This is a genomic window from Vibrio antiquarius (genome assembly GCF_000024825.1).
In the GTDB taxonomy this organism is placed as follows: Bacteria; Pseudomonadota; Gammaproteobacteria; order Enterobacterales; family Vibrionaceae; genus Vibrio; species Vibrio diabolicus.
Genome location: NC_013456.1, coordinates 2,443,466 through 2,458,879 on the forward strand (window position 1 = coordinate 2,443,466; position 15,414 = coordinate 2,458,879).

Below are 15,414 nucleotides of genomic sequence, written 5' to 3' on the forward strand. Positions count from 1 at the left end.
AATAGTGCTTTAAAATTAGTAATTTGTGACAAAAAAGCAGGCTTTGCGCCTGCTTCGTTTAAATCTTCTTTGGATGCGGAGTGTTTAGAGCTTGCTGAACTCCCGATTCACCCTATATGTATCAGACGTAACATACGCTTCCATGTTACGGATTTTGCCATCAAGACGGTCAAAATCGCGTTCCAACACACTGAGCAATTGGTCCGGACTTTGTCCTTTCTGCCAAGGCTTACTTTTAAGTGTGTGCTCTTGTTGCGCTCGGATATTTTCAGAATACGTCACTGGTTGCTTTTCTAACATAAACGCCATCGCGACGTATGCTAACAACACCAAAAACGTACCGCCCAACAGCGCTGCAGAAATCACTACAATACGAATCAACCAAACCTCTGCACCAAAGTAGTTGGCAATTCCGGCGCAAACACCGGAGATTTTGCCATTTACTGGGTCACGATACAGCTCTCGATTAGTCATACTTGCGTCTCCATGTTGGTGACTCAGCATCCAAGATGCGCTCCAATGTATCGACTCGGGACTGCATCGCTTCCGCTTTTTCAGATAGTACCTGAAGGCGCTCTAAATCTTGGCTCGACAGTGCACTATCTGTTTTGCGTTTGCTGCGATAGTGTAAGAAGAGCCATAGTGGAGCGACAAAGATTAAAAAGACAATCACTGGTCCTGCTATAAAAAATGCCGACATAAATGGCTCCTTTGTTATTTATCTTTCGATGACATCTGTTCTTTCAGTTTTGCCAACTCTTTTTCGATTTCGTCTTGAGCTTGAAGCTCTGCAAACTCTTGCTCTAGCGATTTTGCATTACCAGTTTGTGCGTACAAATCTGCTTCCGCTTCCATTTCATCCACTTTACGCGAGTACTGCTCAAACTTTGCCATCGCTTCATTAGTACGGCTAGTGTGCAGGTGTTTTTGCACATCACGACGGTTAGAGGCTGTTTGGTTACGAATTGCTAGTGCTTGCTGTTTTGCACGCGTTTCTGCAATTTTGCTTTCTAACTTACCGATCTCGCCTGTAAGCTTGTCGATCGTTTCTTCTACTAACGTCTGCTCAGTGTGAAGACCTTTTATCACTTGCTCAAGCTTTTGCTTTTCAATTAACGCTGCACGAGCCAAATCTTCACGCTGTTTGACCAACGCTAGGCTCGCTTTTTGGCTCCATTCGCCAATTTGCTCTTCTAACGTTTCAACTTTACGAGCCAACTCTTTTTTGTCTGCAATCGCTTTAGCCGAGTTAGTACGCACTTCAACAAGTGTGTCTTCCATTTCTTGAATGATAAGACGGATCATTTTTTCAGGATCTTCCGCCTTGTCCAGCAATGCACTGATGTTTGAGTTAACGATATCTGCAAATCGAGAAAAAATACCCATAACGGAACTCCTCTTTTTTCCTATTAAAACTCGACAAGGTGGTGATTGACCTTGCGTCTCCCTGAATACATTACAAGTAGCATGCCAACTTAAAATTACATTTAAAATCAGCAGTTTATGCATTTTGTTGTCGTTATGCACTATTATGCTATGATGTTTTTCACCAACTGTTGGTGAAATTCACCAACTCCATATGTAAATCATGGCTCGGCTGTTAAATAAGAAGGACTTTATGAAGCAAAACCTGATTGGTGAATCACCTGCTTTTCTCGCCGTACTAGATAAAGTATCACAACTTGCGCCTATTGAGCGTCCAGTCCTCATTATCGGTGAACGAGGAACGGGTAAAGAACTCATCGCTCAGCGTTTGCATTATTTATCAAGACGTTGGGATAAGCCACTACTATCACTCAACTGTGCGACCTTAAGCGAAGGACTAATAGATTCAGAGCTATTTGGTCATGAATCCGGTTCTTTTACAGGTTCTAAGGGCAAGCATAAAGGACGTTTCGAACGCGCCGAAGGCGGCACTTTGTTTCTTGACGAACTGGCCACCGCACCACTTTTAGTTCAAGAAAAGCTGTTGCGTGTCATCGAATATGGTGAATATGAACGAGTTGGCGGTCATACCGCTCTCAATGCGGATGTTCGACTTGTTTGTGCAACCAATGCGGACTTACCAAAATTGGCGGAACAAGGCGATTTCCGTGCCGACTTACTCGATCGTTTAGCGTTTGATGTCATCATGCTGCCTCCTCTTCGTGAACGAAAAGAAGACATCCTCTCTTTAGCAGAGCACTACGCGATGAAGATGTGTCGTGAACTTCAACTGGAATATTTTGTCGGTTTTACCTCAAAAGCACAGCATTCGCTTCTTGAATATGAATGGCCAGGTAATGTCCGTGAACTAAAAAACGTGATTGAACGTGCTATTTACCAACATGGTCTCAATGCCGATCCAATTGATGAACTGATTTTCAATCCTTTTGAAACAGTTTGGAATAACACGCTTGGTCATAATGCCGAGCAAGCCGAACTGCAGCAAGAAGAGGAAGCACCAAGCAGCGCAGTTCAATTCCCTCTAGACTATAAACAGTGGCAAGAAGAGCAAGACATCCACTTACTCAATCGCGCATTGGAAGAAGCCAAGTTTAATCAACGACAAGCAGCCGAGCTACTTGGTTTGAGCTACCACCAATTACGAGGGATGATTAGAAAATATGGTTTAGTCGGGCAAAGCTAGCTAGGTCGAAGGTGCTTGATCGGTTAGCGAGCGAGTGACAGCGCTCTAATTTGTATGTCTTTCAAGCATAACACCTTACAGTGTATGGATTTTATGTTTGGAGCGAGTTCACAAAGGTGATAAATTAGCGAGATCATTTTCGCTTGTTAGCTCTGAAAGAGTAAGATCAAATGAAACAAGCAAGATCCAATGAACATTTCATATTATGAATGCTTTTATAAGATTATCGCTGAGCCTTATTGGGATTAGCCTACTGACCGCTTGTGGTGATGAAATTGACCACAATGACATTCGCAAAGCTGGCTTTGTGTTTTGCGGACAAGGTAAGCCAACTACGTTTAACCCTCAGCTTATTGATAGCGGTATTACCGCAGAGGCACTGAGCCCGCAGTTGTACGATACGCTGCTCACGCTCGATCCTAAATCACATCAGCCAGTAGCAAATATCGCTGAGAGTTGGTCTGTGAATGAGTCAGGAACGGAATACACGTTTAAGCTTAAACGTAATGTTCAATTCCAAACCACGTCCTGGTTCACTCCCACTCGCCCATTGAATGCAAAGGATGTGGTATTTAGCTTCAAGCGAATCATTGATGTAGACCATCCTTTTCACCAAGTAGGTGGTGGTTTTTATCCATGGTTTGCAGGGTTAGATTTTCAAAACCTGCTGCAAGACGTGACTGCGATTGACGAGCATACGGTAAGGTTTACCTTATCTCAGCCAAATTTTTCCTTCTTGGCAAATATTGCCACCAGCCATGCTGTCATATTGTCTGCGGAGTACGGACAGCAACTGGCAGCAAAAGATCATAAAGAAGAAATCGACCAACTTCCTATCGGTACCGGCCCATATCAACTAAAAGAGTACCAAGTGAACGACTTGATTCGATTAGAGCGTCATTCTAATTACTGGAAGTCACCAGCAAAAATGGAACAAGTGGTGTTCGATATCTCTCATCGAGGCACTGGTACCTTGGCGAAACTTTTAAGAAACGAGTGCGATGTGCTCTCTTCGCCTATTTCGAGCCAAATACCCGTTATTCAAGAAAATGACAACCTTGAGCTAACTGCTACGCCAGCCAACAACGTTTCCTTTATTGCGATCAACACTGAAACCACCGCACTTAGTGATGCTCGCGTCCGCCAAGCACTTAACTTAGCGATTAACCGTCAGAACATTTTAGATTCGGTTTACTACGGAACTGGCTCGCAAGCTTATACATTGCTACCGCCTAATTCATGGGCCTATCAAAAGGACAGCGTAAAAATTCGTTATGACCGTAACTATGCATTAGCACTACTCCGTGATGCTGGCTATGAAGACGGTCTAGAGCTGACCATGTGGGTACCACTTGAACCACGCGCCTTTAACCCAAGTCCTCGCAAGACCGCGGAGCTAATCCAAGCGAATTTTGCCGATATTGGGGTTGAGTTAACGTTGCTAACCGATGATAGATTCGAACGTGTGGATTTAGAGAACATCAACGACATCGATTTACTTTTAACTGGTTGGATTGGTGATACCGGGGACCCTGACAACTTTTTCCGCCCGTTATTATCTTGTGAGTCTGATCGCGTTGGCCTCAACGTATCGATGTGGTGTAACGATGATTTCGATTTCTTACTCGATTTGGCATTGGAAACTCAAGAACCGCGTTACCGTCTGAACCTATATCGCCAAGCGCAGAACATTTTAAATCAAGAATTCCCGGTAATTCCTCTGGCACATGGTGTGCAATTCCGTGTTCACGACAAATCACTGACAGGCTTCAAATCAAGCCCTTTCAATGCCCAACCGTTTGATAGAGTTGAGAGAATTCACTGATGTTTTGGTATACCGTTCGACGCTTTAACCTATTTTTCATCACTTTGATGATCCTCACATTAGTGGGCTTTTCTCTGCTGCGCCTTGACCCTCTCTCGCACTGGGCAAACGTTGATTTTTGGTCTGGTTGGCAAACTTACTTAATCAACCTTTCTCAGCTTGATTTTGGCATAAGTAAAAACGGCAACGAGATTTATGACGAGCTCGCCGTCGTATTCCCTGCCACTTTGGAACTGTGCTTTTTTGCCTTTTTGGTGTCCCTTTTGATCGGCATTCCGCTTGGAACCGTGGCTGGGATGAAGCAAGGTAAATGGCTCGACACCAGCATTTCATTCATGTCGATGTCTGGTTATTCCGCTCCAATTTTTTGGGTGGCTTTGTTACTTATCATGGTTTTTTCATTGGAATACCAACTCTTTCCCGTGGCAGGACGGTATGACCTGCTTTACGAAATTGATCATGTAACCGGATTTGCCATTATCGATGCATTCATGGCGAAAGGTGAATACCGCGCTCACGCACTGCAAAGCGTCATTGAGCATATGGTGCTGCCATGTTTGGTGCTCGCTTTGGCTCCAACCACGCAGGTTGTCGGACTAATGCGTTCTTCGGTGGCGGAAGTGATGAGCCAAAACTACATTCGTGCAGCGAGAATCAAAGGTCTCTCTAACCGCGAGATCGTAACTCAACATGTCTTGCGTAATGCGATACCGCCTATCATCCCCAAAGTCGGTGTTCAGCTTTCCAGTATGATTACCTTGGCTATCATCACTGAATCTATTTTTAACTGGCCGGGTATTGGTCGTTGGTTGTTAGATGCATTGGCAAACCAAGATTATGCATCAATCCAAGCTGGCGTGATGGTACTTGCGACTTTGGTTCTCACCGCTAATATTCTCTCTGATTTGATTGGCGCGATGATTAACCCTCTAGTTCGAAAGGAATGGTATGCTAACAAATAACGTTTATCAGGAAGAGCGCATTCCAACTCAGTTTGAGCGATTTTGGCGAAGTTACCGCGCCAACGGGCTAGCCATGTTTGGCCTATGGTGCTTGGTATTTATCGTCCTAATTACCATTTTTGCGCCACTGCTTGCGCCGTTTGATGCCCAAGCACAGTCAGGCGAATTGCTTGTGCCGCCATCATGGGCCCCAGCAGGAACGGTTGATTACTTTTTGGGAACCGATGACTTAGGCCGAGACATTCTGTCACGCTTGATCATGGGCTCTCAACTTACATTTGGTGCAGCCGTTGCCATCACTGCGATTGCCGCGGTCGTAGGTTGTTTGATTGGCGTATTAGCAGGTATGACGAAAGGCTTACTCTCAAGTACCCTCAATCACTTGCTCGATACTGTCATGTCGATTCCCTCGCTGTTATTAGCAATCATTTTTGTGGCATTTCTAGGTTTTGGTGGGTTCAACATTTTACTCGCGATCTGCTTGGCATTGATTCCGCGTTTTATTCGTTCTGTTTATATCGCAGTCCACACCGAAGTTGAAAAAGACTACATCATGGCGGCACGCCTTGATGGCGCTAATGATTTCTACTTGTTGTGGAGTTCAATTCTTCCCAACATATTGACGGTTATTGCTGCTGAAATCACGCTCGCGCTGTCTGCTGCGATTTTAGATATTACTGCGCTGGGCTTTCTTGGCTTAGGCGCACAAGCACCAAGTACTGAGTGGGGAGCGATATTAGGTGACTCTGTCGAGTTGATTTATATTGCACCTTGGACCGTAACCCTACCCGGCCTAACCATCATGTTTACCGTTATTACCCTAAACTTAGTAGGTGAAGGTGTACGTCAAGCGCTTAATGCGGGGATCGAATAATGCCGTTGTTAGATATTCGACATTTGACTATTGAGATTGAAACCCCTCAAGGGTTGGTCAAAGCCGTGGACCGAATGAGCCTAACTTTGAATGAAGGTGAGATTCGTGGTCTTGTAGGTGAGTCTGGTTCAGGGAAAAGCTTAGTTGCAAAAGCGATTGTCGGGGTAAGTAAAGATAACTGGCGCATTACCGCGGACCGTATGCGCCTTGGCAATATTGACTTGCTTCAGCTTACGCCAAAAGAGCGTCGGCGCGTCATTGCTCGTGATATTGCGATGATTTTCCAAGAGCCTTCAACTTGTCTTGACCCTTCAGAAGAAGTGGGACGTCAATTGATCGAGTCCATTCCATCTCGTGCGTTTGAAGGGAAATGGTGGGAGCGATTTAAATGGCGTAAAAAACAGGCCATCGCGCTTCTGCATAAAGTAGGCATTAAAGATCACAAGCGTTTAATGGGTAGCTATCCTTATGAACTGACCGATGGTGAGTGTCAAAAAGTCATGATTGCCATGGCGATAGCGACCAAACCAAAGTTGCTGATCGCAGATGAACCAACCAACGACTTAGACCCGATTACCCAATCGCAAATATTGCGTTTATTGAGCCGTATGAACCAGCTCAATAACACGACCATTCTGCTTATCGGTCACGACTTAGCGACCATCACACAATGGGCGGGCCGCATTACGGTAATGTATTGTGGTCAGTCGGTAGAGTCTGCCGATACCAGTAAAATCATTGCGGCACCCAAGCACCCGTATACAGATGCCTTGCTTAAAGCGATGCCAGACTTTAATGATTGGGTACCACACAAGCAAAAACTCCAATCCCTACCGGGATCGATTCCGCCATTGCAGCATCTGCCCATCGGTTGTCGACTCGGTCCACGTTGCCCGTATGCGCAGAAACAATGTGTTGAAATTCCACACACCAGACGAATTAAGAATCATAAATTTAACTGCCACTTTCCATTGAACACGGAGAAAAAGTCATGAGTGCGTTACTTGAAGTCGATAATTTATCGAAGCAGTTTGTTACGCGCTCCCGACTATTCAAACGTCAGGTTAATGAGGCTGTCAAACCGGTGAGCTTTACGTTAGAGCCAGGGCAAACTATCGGTTTTATTGGCCAAAACGGTTCAGGAAAATCCACTCTTGCCCGTATGCTTGCAGGCGTTGTAGAGCCAAGCTCCGGAGAGATCCGTGTAAATGGCGAACGATTGGAGCACAAAGATTACGCGACACGCTGTAAGCTCATTCGCATGATTTTCCAAGATCCAAACACATCGCTCAACCCGCGTATCCAGATTGGCCGTATTTTGGAAGGCCCATTAAAGCGAAACACCAACATGCCGCCAGATGCACGCATGCAGCGTGTGAAGAACACCCTACTCCGCGTCGGATTGTTGCCTGAACACGCCTATTTTTATCCACAAATGCTAGCGGCAGGTCAAAAACAGCGCGTGTGTTTAGCTCGTGCGCTTATTCTTCAACCTTCCATCATTGTCGCTGATGAGGCGTTAAACGGTTTGGATATGGCAATGCGCTCACAGATCATTAACTTATTCCTCGAGTTGCAAGAAGAGATGGGATTGTCATTTGTGTACGTGTCTCAACACATTGGCATTGTTAAGCACATTACTGATAAAGTGATGGTGATGCATGAAGGTGAAGTGGTCGAGTTTGGCGAAACTAACCAGGTACTCACTAGCCCAGAACATCCGATTACTCAACGCCTAGTCGAAAGCCACTTCTATAAGGCGCCAAGCCACCAAACAAAATAGCCTATCAAAGATGTCATCGTTCAAATGTAAAGAAGCCTGCGTTAAAGCAGGCTTCTTTATTAAATGGACACGAATCGAAAAATTAGCGGCGGCTCGCTTGTTTGCGCAGTTCGAAATCAAACTCATCAGGAAACAAAACCACCCCTTCTTCATTTTGATTTGGGAATACAACAACAGATAATTCGTCATCTTCTAGACCAGAGGTCCAACGACTGTGCCACTTATTTAGAGAGATCGCTTCTGGCTCGCAATCTTCCCAATCACCATTCGCCCATTGCAAAGCAAACTCTTCGTTTGGCCACACTGGTACACAATCATCATCTTCTGTATTTAACATGACACAGCCATGTTCATCTTTCAGAATCCAAACTTTACGATTCGCCACAATCTCTTTTACGCAGTACTTTAAACGTTGCTCTTCGTTGTAACGATTGATGGTATCCATCTGCTCTTGGGTCAGTTGCTCAGACATATTCGTCTCCTATTTCCCATAGAAAAATGCCCGCAGCTAGGCGGGCATTTAAAGTATATGCTAGAAAATTAAGCTAGCTCAGTTTGAAGCCAAGGCCAACCTTGCTTCTTACGGCTTAGCGTGTTTTCCATCATTAGCATGCCGTCTTTCTCGTGCTTAACAAGCTTCTCAGCCCACTCACCTTTGTATAGAAGACGAGTTTGAGCAGTCGTGATGTCTGTTAGCATTACAGCAGCAAATGCAAGATTATCTTTTTCGCAACGCGCTTCTAGATCCGCTTCTAGTGCTTCGATCATACCGTCAACTTGCTCTAGTGTTGCAAGCTCAACCTGACCTACTACTACGTCACGACCGTTGAATGGGTAACCTTTAAGGTCTTTCTCAACAAGCTCAGCCGCAGATAGACCTTCGATGTTTGTCTTAGCAATTAGAAGATCTTTAGTGAATGCGTCAACATCTTGTACGTCTGCGATTACCGCTAGCTCAGCAACGGCATCTTTGTCTTTTTGTGTACAAGTTGGAGAAGCGAAGCCTACTGTGTCAGATAGAATTGCTGACATCATTAGCTTAGCGATTTGTGGAGTAATCGCGTGACCTTCAATCTTGAACATGTTGAATAGAACAGTGTTGGTACAACCAACAGGCCAGATCCATGCTTCCATTGGGTTTACTGTCATCACGTCACCTAGGCGGTGGTGGTCAACAATACCCGCAATTTCAGCTTCTGCGATATCGTCTGGTGCTTGTGCTAGATCTGAGTAATCTACTAGCCAAACGGTCTCACCCGCAACTGATGTGCGAAGCTCAGGAACTTCAGCGCCAGCAACTTCTAGGATGTGCTGAGTTTCACGGTTGATTTCGCCTTGGCGAATTGGCATAGCTTCAACGCCACGCGCTTTTAGAAGTTCAGTTGCAACGAGTGCACTACAAATACTGTCACTGTCTGGGTTCTTATGACCTACAACTAGAATCATGTTTCTTCCTATTCAAGTCAATTTTATACGCCGCCTAATACAGTTAATTAGGGCGTGTTTGCTCACAAAGGCCGATACTTTACCTGATTTCAGAGAGTTTGACACGAAGAAAAGTTCACAATGCTATTGCGAATAAATCTCATTTACATATAATGATAATTATTCCTATTTGCATTTGAGTAAACGATGAACGCGACCCAATTTTTACACTCTGCACAACAGTTGTTTCAGCCTACTCAGTTTCGTTTAGCTTATAAGCGATTGCTGATCCCTATCGTCATGCTCATTTTGCTAGGCAATGAAAATACACGTGACGTTGCCGTACAGACGCTATCCGACTCATTCTGGGCGGTGTCATGCTATGTTGCCGCCACCTTGGCAATTTATCATTATCTTTCAAACTTTATGTCGAAAACCAATCGAATTACCGAGCTCTACCACCGCTCGCGTAATCATCAGGTTTTCTTTGCTTCTTTATTGGGCGCATTGCCTGGCTGTGGTGGCGCTATTGTTGTGACAACGCAATTTATTAGTGGCCGAGTGGGATTTGGTGCGATTGTCGCGGTACTTACTTCAACAATGGGTGACGCTGCCTTTTTACTTCTTGCCGCCAAACCAAGTGTTGGATTAGGCGTGGTTGGATTAGGCATAATCGTGGGTACTCTTTCAGGGCTGGTCGTTAATGCTTTTCATGCTGATAACTTTCTGCGCCCAGAGCCAAAAGAAGCACTTCAGACACATGCTTGTTGCCAACACCAGACAGACCGACACACGCCTCTTGAACAACGTGCAATCAATCTACAAGGCGCATTTTGGAAATGGCTTATTGTGCCTGCTAGTGTCGTTGCTGTGTTAATGTCTTTCCAAATCGATATTAATCAGCTGTTGTCTTTGCAGGCTAATACCATTGAATGGCTGGGCGCTATCTTCGCGGTGATCACAATGTCGTTGTGGGCGATGACAAAAGAGCTCGGCGATTATCAGTCAACGGTCTCTGAAGATGAAAAAATCGTGGACTCACACCCGATTCAAAAAGCAGCCCAAGATACGAATTTCGTCAGTGCTTGGGTGATCGTGGCGTTTCTGGCGTTTGAACTGACGACCTATTTTTCTGGAATCAATCTCGTAGAAACCTTTTCTCATTGGGGGATATGGATGCCATTAGCTGGCTTAGCCATTGGTATGCTACCTGGTTGTGGTCCGCAAATTTTAGTCACCAGCCTTTACATCTCTGGTGCAGCCCCACTTTCGGCGCAGCTGGCAAATGCGATTTCCAATGATGGTGACGCCCTATTCCCCGCCATTGCTATGGCACCGAAAGCCGCTTTGGTCGCGACTATTTATTCATCCATTCCTGCTTTTATCGTTGGATACGGGTATTACTTTTTATTCGAGTTCTAACGCTCAGGACGTCAAAACGAAAAAGGAGCCACAGTAGGCTCCTTTCTTGTTTTTATAATCGAACGATTTGGTTCACGTTATGCCGTGACGATCGCTTTCGCATTTAACCCTTTATCAACGCTAACCATTAATAACTGACAAGGTTCTTGGTTTAGCTTTTCTCCTGTCCAGTAATCATACCAATCCATCGGTTGATCAGACGTCAGCGTAAATTCCATCGCCCCGTAGCTGGCATAGTTAAACAAGCAGTGAAGGTCATTCTTCGTCGTTAGTTTTAAAAACGCATGATTTAAACTCAAAGCCGTGAACTTTGCTGACTCTTGGTTACGTTGTTGACGTAGCATGAGCTTAGCCAATGTCTTCTTTGCAAATGGCGTAATCTCAGGGAGCGGATCGCCAGACAGCAGCAAACCACCACACGCCAATAACACCGTGCGATGAAATTCATACTCTTCTCTGGATGCGGCTTGATTAGCTAATGACGTGAATGTCGCGCAATCCGGATCAATTTGCCACAGTTTTCGATGCTGCCAACTACGATAAAAGGTTTCTTTGGCTATCTGCTCGAAACGACGACTATGGCGTTCTACGTCATCAGAAACACGCATTGCATCCACAAGCCCTAGAGATGGCCACATTGGCGCGTTGCAACCTAAAAGCCACGCATCACCAGCGCCTTTAGCAATCGCTTCCATTCCTAAGCGATACGCCTCAACGCCGGTAATACCAGACTGTTTACGCACACCTTTCAAGGTGCCCCAATAGTTCGCGTCTAGCTTGAACAATTCAACGCCCCACTCTTGTCTCATGACAGAGACCACATTCGTCAGATGGTCTTGCACTTCTGGATTTGAGGTATCGAGTATGTACCAAGGCGTGCAGCGCCAACCACCGTATGTGACATCTTCTGCTTTAAGTAAGCTTCCATCTTTGTGACGAACAAACCACTCTGGGTGTTGTTTGAAGATCTCCGACTCAGGTTGAGCAATAAAGGGGGCCATCCAAATCGCCGGCTTTTTGCCTTTTGCACGGATACTATGAATGAGCTCTTTCACACCACCAGAAAACTTATCCGATGGGATTAACCAATCGCCCATAAAGGCTTGATAGCCATCATCCAGAAGTACCCACTCTAGGTCTTCAAGCTTATCTTGCATGCAATCAACGTTCTGCATGATGTTTTGCTCTGTCACGTCTGCGTAGTAGGCATACCACGAACACCAACCGACAGGCGCATCTTGTGTCACACCTTGGCGAACAGGATGATGCTCTGCAATCATCTCTCCATAGATTTGATAAAGCTCAGACAGAGATTGGCCGCAGAGTACCGCCACGGATTCAAGTTGATTACTTTCCCAATCCGCCACTTGAGTAAACTCACCATCAATCGCGGCCGATAAAACCCAATGTCCATCACGCAGTACAACATCAAAATAGCCCGCAAAACGGTGACATGAAGTAAAGCCAAACAAGATATAGCCAGCCGAGCCTTCCACCACTAAATAGTTGTAGTAACGCTTAGGGGCATCTTTGGGATAGATTCGATAAGAAGGGTTGTTGTCTGGACAGCGACCAATATCAACGGGATAGCTAACCGTTCCCGCTGTTTGCGCCAGCATTTGGAAGCCATCGCCAATCACATTGGCCTCGTGCTCGTATAAAAACGGCATCTCGAACAACACTTCACGGTCGGTAAACGTTTTATTGTGAAGCCCAGCAAAAGAAAAATGTAATTGATTACCCTCAACTTCAACTTGGAGGTCGTTGTTATTCACAGTGATCTCAATGTGATTTGCCAATTGAATGCTCTGAGCCATAAAGAGTCTACTCACTTAATTATTATTGTTTAGCTTGGTTCATTATCCCCTGCTTGTCCCACCCAATTCGTTATCGACGTCACGAATCCTACTGTCGTTTAGCATCACAAATTTATTATTGAGATAACGCTCACTGAAATTTTGGTTAAAAAAATACCAGCCCGAAGGCTGGTATTTCGATTGATGTGAATTGCATTAATTAAGCAACTTCGATTGGACCACCGAATGAAGTCACTGGCGGTACTTTGCCGGTGAACTTCTCGAAGTCTACGATACATGTGTTCGCAGAAGTCGCCTGCGCAAGTTCAGAAGAGCCAATGTCTTGCGTTAGCGTGTTAGGGTCACCGTAAGTACAGATTGCGCCCTCTTTCTCGTTTAGAGGACCGTACCATGCACCTTCTTCGATACGAATAACGCCACGTGGGTAGCTGTCAGTAAGAACAGCACCAGCTAATAGCTGACCACGACCGTTGAATACGCGCACTAAGTCACCGTCTTTGATGCCTTTCGCTTTCGCATCCGCTGGGTTGATGTAAACAGGCTCACGACCTTGCACCGCGTAAGTTGCACGGAACTCTTCAGATTCACACATTTGAGAGTGCAGACGCTTGTCTGGGTGACAAGACTGCAACCAGAATGGGTATTTATCTGAACCAGGGCCACCGTGTGAACGCTCTGATTTTTCGAACCACATTGGGTGTTCTTGACAATGTTCGTAGCCGTAACGGCCGATCTTACGAGACGTGATCTCGATGAAACCAGACGGCGTACCTAGTGGGTTAAGCTCAGGGTCTTTACGGAAGTCCGCATGACGAACCCAAGGTTTACCTTCACCGAAGTCTAGTACGCTCTTCTCCCAGAACTCGTTGAATTCTGGCATTTCAAACTTACCTTCGTTCGCTTTTTTACAATCGTTGTAAAGGCTTTCGATCCATTCCATCTCGCTCATACCACGAGTGTATTCTTCGCGGCGACCAAAACGCTGAGTTAGTTCACTCATGATTTGGAAGTCAGGCTTAGATTGGAACAATGGATCGACGAGACGATGCATTGCAATCAGACCTTTGTTCGAGTATGAACCGTATACGTCGATGTCGTTACGTTCCCATTGCGTACACGCAGGTAGAACGATATCCGAGAAACGACATGTTGCAGTCCAAGCAAACTCGATCGTTACAACCGTTTGAAGTTTGCGGAACGCTTTCTTCATGCGGTTACGATCTTGATGGTGGTGCCATGGGTTACAACCCGAGATCACCATCATCTTGAAGTCTGGCAGTTTCACTTTACCGCCGTTGTAGTTGATCTCTTTGCCTGGCTCAAGCAGACAGTCGATCCAACGTGCAACTGGGATAGTACGGCTGTAACCGTTAAAGTCGTTGTTGTCCCACTTCGGCTTCATACCTTGGTCAAGGTTACGAGGGAAACCACCAGGGCCCGCGAAACCAGTTGAAGGTACACCGATACTTGAGTAGTGGTGACCGTAAGAGATACCACCGCCAGGTAAACCGATTTGACCAACCATTGCAGCAACCACAGCCGCCGCCCAGTATGGTTGCTCACCGTGCTCTTGACGCTGGATACACCAACCCATCAGGATCTGTGTACGGCCACTGACTAGCATACGCGCGAATTCGCGAATCTTGTCCGCTTTCACGCCACAGATAGTCGCAGCCCACTCTGGTGTTTTCTCTACTTTATCTTTTGTCTTACCTTGAACGTATTGAATAAATTCTTCAAAGCCTAGACAGTAAGTATCAATGAACTTCTTATCGTACAAGTCTTCGTTGTACAGCACGTGCGCCACAGCAAGCATGAACGCTACGTCTGTCAGCGGGTTAATGTACAAGTGATCATTCTCTAAGTAGCGCTGAGTCTTGTTCTTCACTGGATCTACAGATAGAACGTTGATCTCACCTTTCGCTACTTTTTCTTTTAGTTGTGCTAGGTACTTGAACGACTCATGTGTTTCACAGTTCCAACCTACTTGAAGGTTTTTCACTGGGTCGTTAGCCCAAAGAACGATGTTGTCAGAGTTCTCTAGGATTTCAGACCAAGACGTACCTTGTGCGTAAACTTCGGTTGAACCAAGTACGTAAGGCATGATGGTTTGACCTGCACCCGTCGAGTAGTCACCTACTTTCGTGATGAAGTTGCCGTGCATACCTACTGCACGTTGCATGTGCGCGGTACAGTTGTTGAATGAACCTGTTTGGTTCCAACCCGTTTGACCTGCGTGTAGCGCCCATGGACCGTAGTCTTTTTGAATACGTTCTAGTTCACGGTAGAACAAATCTAGCGCTTCATCCCAAGTCACGCGGATGAAACGGTTGTTACCGCGAGTATCCGCGCTATATTTATGTTTCTTCAACCAATCTAGACGAACCATTGGGTAACGCACACGTGAAGGGCTGTAAATAATGCCCTTGATGCCGTTTAGCATTTCAGTTGGGTTTTTGTCTAGCTCTAGCGGTTTGATCTCTTGAACTTTACCCGCGTAGATGTGGGCGCGGAACGCGCCCCAGTGAGAACCTGTTACTTTCCAAGTACCTGTCGTCTCAACAGCATTGGCAGAGGCTGACGCCAATAAGCTAGGACCAATAACTGACGCTGCACTTGTGGTTGCTACACCTTTAAGAAAACTTCTTCGTGTAATAGCCATTTAAATTACTCCAAT

At 45.6% G+C, this 15,414-nt stretch carries 14 protein-coding genes; 7 read left to right on the forward strand and 7 right to left on the reverse strand.

The window, feature by feature from the left end; translation table 11 throughout:
* Positions 1-84 precede the first annotated feature (84 nt).
* The 3 genes from pspC to pspA are packed head-to-tail and all read right to left on the reverse strand — an operon-like array spanning position 85 to position 1,386.
* Positions 85-474 carry an envelope stress response membrane protein PspC gene (gene pspC, locus VEA_RS11330; protein ID WP_012841944.1) on the reverse strand — a complete coding sequence of 130 codons (390 nt, stop codon included), beginning with the start codon at positions 472-474 and terminating at the stop codon, positions 85-87.
* On the reverse strand, positions 467-700 hold the full coding sequence (pspB, locus tag VEA_RS11335) for an envelope stress response membrane protein PspB (protein WP_005393293.1): 234 nt from the start codon (positions 698-700) through the stop codon (positions 467-469). The genes pspC and pspB overlap by 8 nt, the downstream gene beginning before the upstream one ends.
* Positions 701-714: 14 nt before the next feature.
* On the reverse strand, positions 715-1,386 hold the full coding sequence (gene pspA / locus VEA_RS11340) for a phage shock protein PspA (protein ID WP_005393294.1): 672 nt from the start codon (positions 1,384-1,386) through the stop codon (positions 715-717).
* 232 nt (positions 1,387-1,618) lie between these two features.
* Between pspA and pspF the strand changes: the two genes are divergently transcribed.
* The 6 genes from pspF (at position 1,619) to VEA_RS11370 (ending at position 8,073) form a co-directional block, all read left to right on the forward strand.
* Positions 1,619-2,629 (forward strand): phage shock protein operon transcriptional activator, encoded by a 1,011-nt coding sequence (gene pspF, locus VEA_RS11345; protein WP_012841945.1) that lies wholly within the window; start codon positions 1,619-1,621, stop codon positions 2,627-2,629.
* Between the two features lie 205 nt (positions 2,630-2,834).
* Positions 2,835-4,454: an ABC transporter substrate-binding protein SapA gene (gene sapA, locus VEA_RS11350; protein WP_005393298.1), complete on the forward strand. Its 1,620-nt coding sequence runs from the start codon at positions 2,835-2,837 to the stop codon at positions 4,452-4,454.
* A complete protein-coding gene (locus tag VEA_RS11355; RefSeq protein ID WP_006742847.1) occupies positions 4,454-5,416 on the forward strand; it encodes an ABC transporter permease in 963 nt (320 codons plus the stop codon). The genes sapA and VEA_RS11355 overlap by 1 nt, the downstream gene beginning before the upstream one ends.
* Positions 5,403-6,290, forward strand: coding sequence for an ABC transporter permease subunit (locus VEA_RS11360; protein ID WP_005378123.1), 888 nt, complete (start codon positions 5,403-5,405; stop codon positions 6,288-6,290). The genes VEA_RS11355 and VEA_RS11360 overlap by 14 nt, the downstream gene beginning before the upstream one ends.
* Positions 6,290-7,285, forward strand: coding sequence for a peptide ABC transporter ATP-binding protein (locus VEA_RS11365; protein WP_005378126.1), 996 nt, complete (start codon positions 6,290-6,292; stop codon positions 7,283-7,285). The genes VEA_RS11360 and VEA_RS11365 overlap by 1 nt, the downstream gene beginning before the upstream one ends.
* On the forward strand, positions 7,282-8,073 hold the full coding sequence (locus VEA_RS11370; protein ID WP_006742848.1) for a peptide ABC transporter ATP-binding protein: 792 nt from the start codon (positions 7,282-7,284) through the stop codon (positions 8,071-8,073). Before VEA_RS11365 ends, VEA_RS11370 begins: the two co-directional genes overlap by 4 nt.
* Positions 8,074-8,155: 82 nt before the next feature.
* On the opposite strand, the gene VEA_RS11375 is transcribed toward VEA_RS11370, so the two are convergent.
* Positions 8,156-8,545: a DUF2750 domain-containing protein gene (locus tag VEA_RS11375; RefSeq protein WP_012841946.1), complete on the reverse strand. Its 390-nt coding sequence runs from the start codon at positions 8,543-8,545 to the stop codon at positions 8,156-8,158.
* A gap of 68 nt (positions 8,546-8,613) precedes the next feature.
* Positions 8,614-9,519: a manganese-dependent inorganic pyrophosphatase gene (locus VEA_RS11380; protein WP_005393312.1), complete on the reverse strand. Its 906-nt coding sequence runs from the start codon at positions 9,517-9,519 to the stop codon at positions 8,614-8,616.
* Between the two features lie 186 nt (positions 9,520-9,705).
* Here VEA_RS11380 and VEA_RS11385 point away from each other — a divergent pair, with 186 nt between their 5' ends.
* A complete protein-coding gene (locus VEA_RS11385) occupies positions 9,706-10,920 on the forward strand; it encodes a putative manganese transporter (RefSeq protein WP_006742849.1) in 1,215 nt (404 codons plus the stop codon).
* A gap of 77 nt (positions 10,921-10,997) precedes the next feature.
* On the opposite strand, the gene VEA_RS11390 is transcribed toward VEA_RS11385, so the two are convergent.
* Both VEA_RS11390 and torA read right to left on the reverse strand, forming a co-directional pair.
* Positions 10,998-12,737 (reverse strand): glycoside hydrolase family 36 protein, encoded by a 1,740-nt coding sequence (locus VEA_RS11390; protein WP_006742850.1) that lies wholly within the window; start codon positions 12,735-12,737, stop codon positions 10,998-11,000.
* 199 nt (positions 12,738-12,936) lie between these two features.
* Complete coding sequence (gene torA, locus VEA_RS11395; RefSeq protein ID WP_006742851.1) at positions 12,937-15,399, reverse strand: trimethylamine-N-oxide reductase TorA; 2,463 nt, start codon at positions 15,397-15,399, stop codon at positions 12,937-12,939.
* Positions 15,400-15,414: the final 15 nt, after the last annotated feature.

Excerpts from the sequence above, each read along its gene's own strand:
- pspC (WP_012841944.1), bottom strand. The coding sequence starts at position 474 with ATGACTAATCGAGAGCTGTATCGTGACCCAGTAAATGGCAAAATCTCC.
- pspB (WP_005393293.1), bottom strand. The coding sequence starts at position 700 with ATGTCGGCATTTTTTATAGCAGGACCAGTGATTGTCTTTTTAATCTTT.
- pspA (WP_005393294.1), bottom strand. The coding sequence starts at position 1,386 with ATGGGTATTTTTTCTCGATTTGCAGATATCGTTAACTCAAACATCAGT.
- pspF (WP_012841945.1), top strand. The coding sequence starts at position 1,619 with ATGAAGCAAAACCTGATTGGTGAATCACCTGCTTTTCTCGCCGTACTA.
- sapA (WP_005393298.1), top strand. The coding sequence starts at position 2,835 with ATGAATGCTTTTATAAGATTATCGCTGAGCCTTATTGGGATTAGCCTA.
- VEA_RS11355 (WP_006742847.1), top strand. The coding sequence starts at position 4,454 with ATGTTTTGGTATACCGTTCGACGCTTTAACCTATTTTTCATCACTTTG.
- VEA_RS11360 (WP_005378123.1), top strand. The coding sequence starts at position 5,403 with ATGCTAACAAATAACGTTTATCAGGAAGAGCGCATTCCAACTCAGTTT.
- VEA_RS11365 (WP_005378126.1), top strand. The coding sequence starts at position 6,290 with ATGCCGTTGTTAGATATTCGACATTTGACTATTGAGATTGAAACCCCT.
- VEA_RS11370 (WP_006742848.1), top strand. The coding sequence starts at position 7,282 with ATGAGTGCGTTACTTGAAGTCGATAATTTATCGAAGCAGTTTGTTACG.
- VEA_RS11375 (WP_012841946.1), bottom strand. The coding sequence starts at position 8,545 with ATGTCTGAGCAACTGACCCAAGAGCAGATGGATACCATCAATCGTTAC.
- VEA_RS11380 (WP_005393312.1), bottom strand. The coding sequence starts at position 9,519 with ATGATTCTAGTTGTAGGTCATAAGAACCCAGACAGTGACAGTATTTGT.
- VEA_RS11385 (WP_006742849.1), top strand. The coding sequence starts at position 9,706 with ATGAACGCGACCCAATTTTTACACTCTGCACAACAGTTGTTTCAGCCT.
- VEA_RS11390 (WP_006742850.1), bottom strand. The coding sequence starts at position 12,737 with ATGGCTCAGAGCATTCAATTGGCAAATCACATTGAGATCACTGTGAAT.
- torA (WP_006742851.1), bottom strand. The coding sequence starts at position 15,399 with ATGGCTATTACACGAAGAAGTTTTCTTAAAGGTGTAGCAACCACAAGT.